The organism is Micropruina sp. (genome assembly GCF_047606365.1).
In the GTDB taxonomy this organism is placed as follows: domain Bacteria; phylum Actinomycetota; class Actinomycetes; order Propionibacteriales; family Propionibacteriaceae; genus Micropruina.
The window spans coordinates 1-8852 of sequence record NZ_JASGEN010000004.1 but is presented as its reverse complement, the minus strand read 5'-3'; the positions used below and the strand labels follow the sequence as shown (position 1 = coordinate 8852).

The 8852-nt window shown below is 69.4% G+C and carries 10 protein-coding genes; 9 read left to right on the top strand and 1 reads right to left on the bottom strand.

What is annotated here, in order from left to right; translation table 11 throughout:
* The first annotated feature begins 193 nt into the window (after positions 1-193).
* The 9 genes from rimO (at position 194) to QM624_RS00750 (ending at position 8515) form a co-directional block, all read left to right on the top strand.
* Positions 194-1600, top strand: coding sequence for a 30S ribosomal protein S12 methylthiotransferase RimO (gene rimO, locus QM624_RS00790; RefSeq protein WP_415088166.1), 1407 nt, complete (start codon positions 194-196; stop codon positions 1598-1600).
* Complete coding sequence (locus QM624_RS00785; protein ID WP_298131853.1) at positions 1597-2187, top strand: CDP-alcohol phosphatidyltransferase family protein; 591 nt, start codon at positions 1597-1599, stop codon at positions 2185-2187. The genes rimO and QM624_RS00785 overlap by 4 nt, the downstream gene beginning before the upstream one ends.
* Complete coding sequence (locus QM624_RS00780; RefSeq protein WP_415088165.1) at positions 2188-2694, top strand: CinA family protein; 507 nt, start codon at positions 2188-2190, stop codon at positions 2692-2694. It begins immediately after the preceding gene.
* Positions 2695-2833: 139 nt separating this feature from the next.
* On the top strand, positions 2834-3133 hold the full coding sequence (locus tag QM624_RS00775) for a helix-turn-helix domain-containing protein (protein WP_298131856.1): 300 nt from the start codon (positions 2834-2836) through the stop codon (positions 3131-3133).
* 1 nt (position 3134) lies between these two features.
* Positions 3135-3329 carry a DUF3046 domain-containing protein gene (locus QM624_RS00770; RefSeq protein ID WP_298131858.1) on the top strand — a complete coding sequence of 65 codons (195 nt, stop codon included), beginning with the start codon at positions 3135-3137 and terminating at the stop codon, positions 3327-3329.
* A 178-nt stretch (positions 3330-3507) separates the two neighbouring features.
* Positions 3508-4554 carry a recombinase RecA gene (gene recA / locus QM624_RS00765; protein ID WP_415088164.1) on the top strand — a complete coding sequence of 349 codons (1047 nt, stop codon included), beginning with the start codon at positions 3508-3510 and terminating at the stop codon, positions 4552-4554.
* A gap of 2 nt (positions 4555-4556) precedes the next feature.
* Complete coding sequence (locus QM624_RS00760; RefSeq protein WP_415088163.1) at positions 4557-5081, top strand: regulatory protein RecX; 525 nt, start codon at positions 4557-4559, stop codon at positions 5079-5081.
* A 258-nt stretch (positions 5082-5339) separates the two neighbouring features.
* The gene (gene rny, locus QM624_RS00755; RefSeq protein ID WP_415088162.1) at positions 5340-6968 is read left to right on the top strand and encodes a ribonuclease Y; all 1629 of its coding nucleotides are present in this window, start codon (positions 5340-5342) and stop codon (positions 6966-6968) included.
* An 80-nt stretch (positions 6969-7048) separates the two neighbouring features.
* Positions 7049-8515 (top strand): HEAT repeat domain-containing protein, encoded by a 1467-nt coding sequence (locus QM624_RS00750; protein ID WP_415088161.1) that lies wholly within the window; start codon positions 7049-7051, stop codon positions 8513-8515.
* 130 nt (positions 8516-8645) lie between these two features.
* Here QM624_RS00750 and QM624_RS00745 read toward each other — a convergent pair.
* Positions 8646-8852: HEAT repeat domain-containing protein (locus tag QM624_RS00745; protein WP_415088160.1), on the bottom strand; the 207-nt coding region annotated here is incomplete at its 5' end.

The following is an 8852-nucleotide window of genomic DNA, read 5'->3' as shown; positions in this document are numbered from 1 at the left end:
GGGACGGTTCTCTTGGTCACCGGGGACGGTTCTCTTGGTCACCGGGGACGGTTCTCTTGGTCACCGGGGACGGTTCCTTTGGTCACCGGGGACGGTTCCTTTGGTCACCGCGGTGTCGTGGGAGCCGTCCCGACCTGCTTCCCTTGCGACACTTGGCCGCCTGACGGGCTGCGCTCACAGGGTGCTGGGATAGATTGCTGACGTGACCGCGCGCGTACATCTGGTGAGCCTGGGTTGCGCGCGCAACGACGTCGATTCCGAAGAGTTGTTGGCCCGCCTCGAGCAGGGTGGTTTCGAGGTCACCGACGATCCCGAGGCCGCGAATGCGATCGTGGTCAACACCTGCGGATTCATCGACGCCGCCAAGAAGGACTCGGTCGACACCCTGCTCGCCGCCGCCGACCTGAAGCAGTCCGGAGCGGCCCAGGCCGTGGTGGCGGTGGGCTGCATGGCCGAGCGGTACGGCGACGAACTCGCCGCCGCGCTGCCCGAGGCGGACGCCGTGCTCGGCTTCGATTCCTACCCCGACATCGCCGACCGGCTGCGCTGGATCATGGCCGGCGGGCATCACCGGTCCCACCGGCCCCGCGACCGTAGGAAGCTGCTGCCGCTGGCTCCCGCCGAGCGTCCGGCGGCCGCCCGCAGCGTCACCCTGCCGGGCCACGGGGCGCCGGCCACCGGCCCGCGGGTGCTGCGGCACCGCCTCGACAATTCGCCGATGGCGCCGCTCAAGGTGGCCTCGGGCTGCGACCGGCGCTGCACCTTCTGCGCGATCCCGTCGTTCCGCGGCTCCTATCTCTCCCGCGGCACCGATGAACTGGTCGGCGAGGCGCGCTGGCTGGCCGAGCAGGGCGTCAAGGAACTGTTCCTGGTCAGCGAGAACACCTCGTCCTACGGCAAGGACCTGCCGGCCGGTGCACGCGCGCTGGAGTTGCTGCTGGCCGAGCTCGCCCGGATCGACGGCATCGAGTGGCTCCGGGTGTCGTACCTGCAACCGGCCGAGTTGCGGCCCGGAATGATCGAGGGGATGTTGGCGGTGGACAAGGTGGTGCCCTACTTCGATCTGTCCTTCCAACATGCGGCGCCGGGCGTGCTGCGCCGGATGCGGAGGTTCGGCGATCCCGACTCCTTCCTCGGCCTGCTCGACCGCGTCCGCAGCGTGGCCCCCGAGGCCGGTATTCGCAGCAATGTCATCGTCGGATTCCCCGGCGAATCCGAGACCGATTTCGCGACCCTGTGCGACTTCGCGGCCGCGGCCCGGCTGGACGTCCTGGGCGTCTTCGGCTACTCCGACGAGGAGGGCACCGAGGCCGCGGCCCTGGACGGGAAGCTGCCCGACGAGGTGATCGCCGAACGGCTGGAGACCATGTCCCGGCTGGCCGAGGAGGTGTCCGCGCAGCGTGCCGAGGACCGGGTCGGCGAGCGCGTCCGCGTCCTGGTCGAGCACAGCGACGGCCGCACCGGACGGGCCGTCCACCAGGGCCCCGAAGTGGACGGCAGCACCCGCGTCGAGGGACGCCGGCACGAGGTGGGGAGCCTGGTCTGGGCCACCGTCACCGCTGCCGACGGCATCGACCTGACCGCGTCCGAGGCGTCATGACCAGCCAGCCGAGTCAGCCGAGCCGGCTGAACGCCGCCAACGCCCTTACCGTGCTGCGCCTGGTGCTGGTGCCGGTCTTCGCCTGGATGCTGCTGAGTCATCCCTCCGACCTGGCCTGGCGGCTGGGCTCCACCGCGGTGTTCGCGTTCGCCATCGCCACCGACGCCATCGACGGCCGGATCGCCCGCCGCTACAACCTGATCACCGACTTCGGCAAGCTGTGGGACTCGATCGCGGACAAGGCGCTCACCGGCATGGCCTTCGTCGGGTTGAGCATCGTCGGCGAACTGCCCTGGTGGGTGACCGTGCTGGTGCTGGCCCGCGAATGGGGCATCACCTGGATGCGGGTGGCGATGCTGAAGTACGGCGTGATGGCCGCCAACGCCGGCGGCAAGCTGAAGACCGTGCTGCAGAGCATCGCGCTGCTGCTGTACCTGCCGGGCTTGCCACTGATGCCGTCCTGGCTACAGTGGACGGCCTGGATCGTGATGACGGCCGCTGTCGTGGTGACCCTGGTGACCGCGGTCGACTACATTCGCGAGGCGATCGCCTTGCGGAGACGTGGCTTGGCCGAACAGGAGAAGTAGATGACCCAGCGTTCGCTCGCCGAGGTAGTGGGACGGACGCTGACCGAGCGTGGTCTCACCCTCGCCACCTCGGAGTCGCTGACCGGCGGGCTGCTGGGTGCGACGATCACCGGAGTCCCCGGCGCCTCGCAGTACTACGTGGGCGGGGTCGTGGTCTACGCCACTGAGCAGAAGGCGCGGATCGGGGGAGTGGATCCCGCGGTGCTGCGCAAGCACGGGGTGATCTCTGAGCAGACCGCGGTCGAGATGGTGGTGGGCGTGCAGGAGCTGACCGGTGCCGACTACGCGCTGGCGGCCTCCGGGGTGGCTGGCCCGGCGCCCCAGGAGGGACACCAGCCCGGCGAGGTGTGGATCGCCGTGATCGGGCCGCGGGTGGGCACGATGCAGCCGTCGCCGACCGCGCTGCGCTTCCAGTTCGAGGGCGAGCGGGAACCCGTGCGGGAGCAGACTGTACAGGCGGCGTTGCGGATGCTGCTGGATCTGCTCGATCCGATCAAGCGGGACTGACCACAGGGTCTGAGTGCGTGGCGCCGACGAGTGTCCGATCCGTGCGACGGACGCCGCGGGCGCGAGTTGGAACATATCCTGCGCGACGCGTGTTGATGCAGGACGTCGATGAGAGCTATGGATGGGTAGAGTCGTGGGCATGATCGCCGCCGAGGCTGACCGGCCGCAGTTGATGCGGGAATTGCTGGGTGAATCGTTGCGTGAACTGCGCAACGCGGATCGGCGCACCCTGCGCGAGGTGTCGTCGTCGGCCCGGGTGAGCCTCGGCTACCTGTCCGAGATCGAGCGCGGCCAGAAGGAGCCCTCCAGCGAGTTGCTCAACGCCATCTGCGGCGCGCTCGGGGTTCCGCTGTCGCTGGTGCTGCGCCGGGTGAGCGACAAATACGACGATCGCGACGTGGTGGCACATCTTCCGGTGCGCCGCCGGGTCGCCGCCTGAGGTGCGCGAGGCAGAGCTCTGGGCGCGGCTGACGCGCCAGATGGGGCGGGTCCCCGCGTTGATCTGGGCCGAGAGCCATGTGGTCTCCGAACTCGGCAGCCGCACGGTGCGTGAAGCGCTGGCAGCGGGTGTTCCGTGCAAGGAGATCTGGCGCGCAGTGTGGCGCAATCTGGAGCTTCCCGCGTCCGAGCGCTGACGGCGTGTCGGGTGTGTTTCGAACATCTGTTCGGTAGTGTGCTGTCCCGTGGCCCCGGGTGTTTCGGCCGGTTACCCACAGCCTGAAGCGAGTTTGACGTTTTTGTCAGTGCCCGTTCGTAAGGTGACAACAGAAGGCTTGAGAGACGGCAACGGCCGGATGAGGAAGGACAGCGGAGATGGCGATTGCGGACCGGGAAAAGGCGCTTGGTGCGGCCCTCGCACAGATCGAGAAGCAGCACGGCAAGGGGTCGGTGATGCGGCTGGGCGAAGAGACCCGGCAGCCGATCGAGGTGATCCCGACCGGGTCGATCGCACTCGACGTGGCGCTCGGTATCGGCGGGCTGCCGCGGGGTCGGGTGGTCGAGATCTACGGCCCTGAGTCCAGCGGTAAGACGACGGTGGCGCTGCATGCGATCGCCAGCGCGCAGGCCGCCGGCGGCATCTGTGCGTTCATCGACGCCGAGCACGCGCTCGATCCGGCCTACGCCGAGAAGCTCGGCGTCGACACCGACGCGCTGCTGGTCAGCCAGCCCGACAACGGTGAGCAGGCCCTCGAGATCGCCGACATGCTGGTCCGCTCCGGCGCGCTGGCGCTGATCGTGATCGACTCGGTGGCCGCGCTCACCCCGCGGGCCGAGATCGAGGGCGAGATGGGCGACAGCCACGTGGGCCTGCAGGCTCGGCTGATGAGCCAGGCGCTGCGCAAGATGACCGGCGCGCTGTCCGGGGCGGGCACCACCGCGATCTTCATCAACCAGTTGCGCGAGAAGATCGGCGTGATGTTCGGTTCGCCCGAGACCACCACCGGCGGCAAGGCGCTGAAGTTCTACTCGTCGGTGCGCCTCGACGTGCGCCGCATCGAGACCCTGAAGGACGGCACCGACATGGTCGGCAACCGGACTCGGGTGAAGGTGGTCAAGAACAAGATGGCCCCGCCGTTCAAGCAGGCCGAATTCGACATCCTGTACGGCAAGGGCATCAGCCGTGAGGGCAGCCTGATCGACCTGGGCGTCGAGACCGGCCTGGTGCGCAAGGCGGGCGCCTGGTTCACCTACGAGGCCGACCAGCTGGGCCAGGGCAAAGAGAACGCCCGCAAGTTCCTGCGGAAGAACCCCGAGGTGGCCGACGAGCTCGAGACCCGCATCCTGAAGCACCTGGGCATCGGTGAGCACGCCGAGGTTCCGCCCGGCATCGACCCGGTGACCGGCGAGGTCGAGTTCTGAGCGTGGCGGCCGAGGTTCCCGACGGTCCGGACGCCGATCCGGTCGCGGTGGCGCGTGAGATCGCGCTGCGACTGCTCGACGTCCGTGACCGGACCCGCCGTGAACTCGAGCGGGCGTTGGCCAAACGCCGGGTGCCTGAGGAGGCCGCCCGTGAGGTGCTCGACCGGCTGACCGAGGTGGGGCTGATCGATGACCGTCGGTTCGCCGACGCCACCTTCGACGGCCAACAGCGGCGGCAGCGCTCGACTCGGGCACTGCGGCAGGAGCTTCGCACCAAGGGCGTCGATGCCGAGGTGATCGAGCGGGCGGCGTCCGAGGTCGATGACGAGACCGACCTGGCCGTCGCCCGTGAACTGGTGGCCAAGCGGGCCCGCTCTCTGGAGCGGTTCCCGCACCAGGTTCGGTACCGCCGAATGGCCGGCCAACTGGCCCGCCGCGGGTTCTCCTCGTCGGTCATCGCCACCGCGCTGCGCGAGCTGCCCTCCGACGAGGTTGGCGAGGGTCCGTCAGAGCCTGACTTCGGGTAGTCAATTCCATCGCCACAAGGACCGGCGCTTGAACACAGCGCCGCCGACGCCTAACCTCTGCACAGGTGTGTCAACGATTTATCTCAACTAAGCGATCGACTTCTTCAGCGTTTTAGCAAACGACTCGTGATTGGAGTTCCGTCCATCCCCGCAGGCGGAGCGGACGGCGGTGCTGGCGGCATGTTCGGCATCGCCTGATTGCCATGGTGATTTGACCCGTTCGGCGTACCCATGTTCACCGACGACGGGAGGAATCCGATGGATCCGATGCAGTTGCTCGCGATCGTCGCCGTCGTCCTGGCGATCGTCCTGGTCGGGCTGACGCTGGTTGTGGTGTCCATGGTGCGCAACCAGCAGCAGGCCCAGAAGCAGGCCGCTCGTCGTGCGGTCGAAGCCGAGAAACAGGAACGGTCCCGTCTGCAATCCCTGGTCGCCAAGGTCGATCCGCTGGCCCGTAAGGCCGAGGCCGACGAGATCATCGCGACGGCCCGCGCCGAGGCCGAACGCATCCGGGCCGACGTCGAACGAGCACGGCTGGAGAGCGACACCGCCAGCAGGCTGGAGCGCGAGCGGGTGGAGATGCTGCTCCAAGAGGTGGAGCGCCGGGAACGCCGGGTTGCTGAACGCGAAGACCAGCACGCCGGACTGCAGCGCAAGCTCGACGAACGACTGGGCGACCTGGAACTGACGCTGGCCGAACTGGACGCCCAGCGGGCCGCCCTCGACAAAGCCGAGGCGGAACAGCGCAAGGAGATCGCCCGCATCGCCGGAATGACCCCGCAAGCCGCCAAGGCCGAACTGCTCGCCCAGGTGGAACATGAGGCCCGGCTGGAGGCGGTGCACCTGAGCCGCGCGATCGAGGCCGAGGCGCGCCGCGACGGCGACCAGAAGGCCCGGCAGATCATCGTCGGCGCCATTCAGCGACTGGCCACCGATCAGACCACCGAGTCGGTGGTCACCACGGTGCCGTTGCCGAGCGACGAGATGAAGGGCCGGATCATCGGCCGCGAGGGCCGCAACATTCGCGCCTTCGAGCAGACCACCGGCGTCAATGTGATGATCGACGACACCCCCGAGAGCGTGTTGTTGTCGTCCTTCGACCCGGTGCGCCGCGAGGTGGCCCGGCTGACGCTCACCGAACTCGTCGCCGACGGCCGGATCCATCCCGCGCGGATCGAAGAGGTCTACGAACGCAGCAAGCGGCGGATCGACGAGATCTGCCTGCGCGCGGCTGAGGACGCGGTCGCCGAGGTCGGGCTGACCGACCTGGATCCCGGCTTGCTGCCCACCATCGGTGCGCTGCAGTACCGCACCTCCTACGGGCAGAACGTGCTCAAGCACCTGGTCGAATGCGCGCACCTGGCGGGCCTGATGGCGTCCGAACTGGATCTCGACCCGGCACCGGCACGGCGGGCCGCCTTTCTGCACGACATCGGCAAGGCGCTCACCCATGAGGTGGAGGGTTCGCACGCCAAGGTGGGTGCCGACCTCGCCCGCCGGTTCGGTGAGCACCCCGACATCGTCAATGCCATCGAGGCCCACCACAACGAGGTAGAGCCCCAGACGGTGATCGCGGTGTTGACCCAGGCCGCCGACGCGATCAGCGGCGGCCGTCCGGGTGCCCGCAGGGAGAGCCTCGAGGTGTATGTGAAGCGGCTCCAGCGCCTGGAGGAGATCGCCCGCTCACACAAGGGTGTCGACAAGGTCTTCGCCATGCAGGCCGGCCGCGAGATCCGGGTGATGGTGCAGCCCGAGAATGTCGACGACGCCGCCACCCACGTGATGGCCAAGGAGATCGCCAAGCAGGTCGAGGCCGAACTCACTTATCCGGGCAGCATCAAGGTGACGGTCGTGCGCGAATCCCGGGTCACCGAGACCGCCCACTGAGGACGACGCCGGGACGAGTCGGCGACAGGGTGACCGGTTGAGTTGAACCTGACCCGGCGTCAGGTGGTGGAGTTCCCGGCATGACCGACACCATCACCCGACCCGATCTCATCACCGCCATCGTCCTGCTGGGCGACGCCGATGCCGAGCTGCGGCTCCGCGCGGCCGTCGATCTGGGCACCTGGCGGGCTGTCGAGGCGGCACCCGCGCTGGTCGCCCGGCTGGGGGTCGAACCGAGCCACGCCATCCGGGAAACCCTGACCTGGGCGTTGCTGCGTCTCGCCGACGCCGCCCGGCCGCTGCTGCTGGACGCGCTCGGTGACCCCAACTGGCTGACCCGGATGCAGGCCTGCCATGTGCTCAGCAAGCTGGGCGACGCCGGTGACGCCGAGGCACTGCTGCCGGTGATCGCCGATCCGGTGGACGCGGTGGCGTCCCGGGCCTGGTGGGCGGCGGGACAGACCGGTTCACCGCTGGTCGTCGAGACGATGGCCGACCAGTTGGGGCGCGGTGACAGCGAGCTGCGCAACTCACTGACCATCGCCTTCGAGGCGTTGGGTGCGCTGGGTGTGCCGGCGCTCGCACGGCGACTTCGCCGGGGAGCGTCGGCGGCGATCCGCGAGCACGCCGCCGACACGCTCGGGCTGATCGGTTCGCCGGCCGCCGACCCGGTGGTGCTCAGCCTGCGGGAGGCGCTCGACGACCCCGATCCGATGGTCGGCTTCGCAGCGCTGAACGTGCTCGGCCAACTCGACTCGCCGCGGGCCCGGGAAGCCGTCCGGCAGGCGCTGGACGCAGCGGATCCCCGGCTGCGGCGGCTGGCCGGACGCCTCGTGCGCCGGCATCGCGCCGAGCCGCCGGCGCAGACCGTGCCGGCCGAAGGCCGTGAGCTGGCGGACGGGCTGGTGGCTTCGGCTCCCGGCGTCCTGGTCGGACTGGCCTGCGAGAGCGCTGTGGTCGCCGAGAGCCAGGCCCTGCGCACCCTCGGCGACCGGATCGCCGAACTGGCGGCGAGCAGTCCCGGGCTGGACGTCGCCGGGCTGGCGGCGTCCGAACTCCCGGACGGCATGAGCGTCGCCGCCGCGTTGGATGAGCTCTCGGCGGCCTCCGGTGAGGCGGTCGTGATCACGTCGGTGGAACGGCTGGACGGCACGTCCAGCCATCATCTGCACCTCGTCGACGGTGTGTCGCGCGTCGGCGTCCTGATCGGTCACACCGGCGACCCCGGCCTCGAGACCGACCGGATCCTGGCCAAGCTGGCGCTGCAGGTGGCGCTGGTGGGGCCTCGCCATGTTGCGGTGGCCGACGTCCCGCGCCAGGAGTGGGACGAGGTGCGCGACGCGAGCCTCCGCCGGGCACGGGCCGAAGGCCTTCCCGACACGCTGGACGAGCGCGTGATCGCCGGTGCCGCCGTCGATCACGCCACCCGGCACGTGCTGCTGGAGCAGGTCAGCATCACCGATCCCGGCGTCACCATCGACGGGCTGCTGTACGGACGCGGCATCCGGGTGACCGGCTTCCGGCGCCTCGAGAGGCCCGCCGGCTAGGGGGAGCAGTTCCCTAGGAAGCGCTGGTTGTCATTGGTCGAGCTTGTCGAGACCCCGCTGCAACGGGTTTCGACAAGCTCAACCCGCGAGACCTAGAAGCCGGACGCGAGAGGACGACTCATCGAAGGGCTCAGCGTCGCCGATCGGTCATGATCCGCTCGGCCAGGGCGACCAGCTGACGGTCTTTGGAGGCGGCGGCAGCGGCGAGTGCCGCGTCCGCCGCCTCGCCGGGAACGCCGGCCAGCGCGAACACGGCCGCCAGCCGGACCTGCGGATCGGGATCCGTCGCATGGGCCAGCAGCGCGTCCCGAGCGGCCGGGCTGTCGATCTGCGCCAG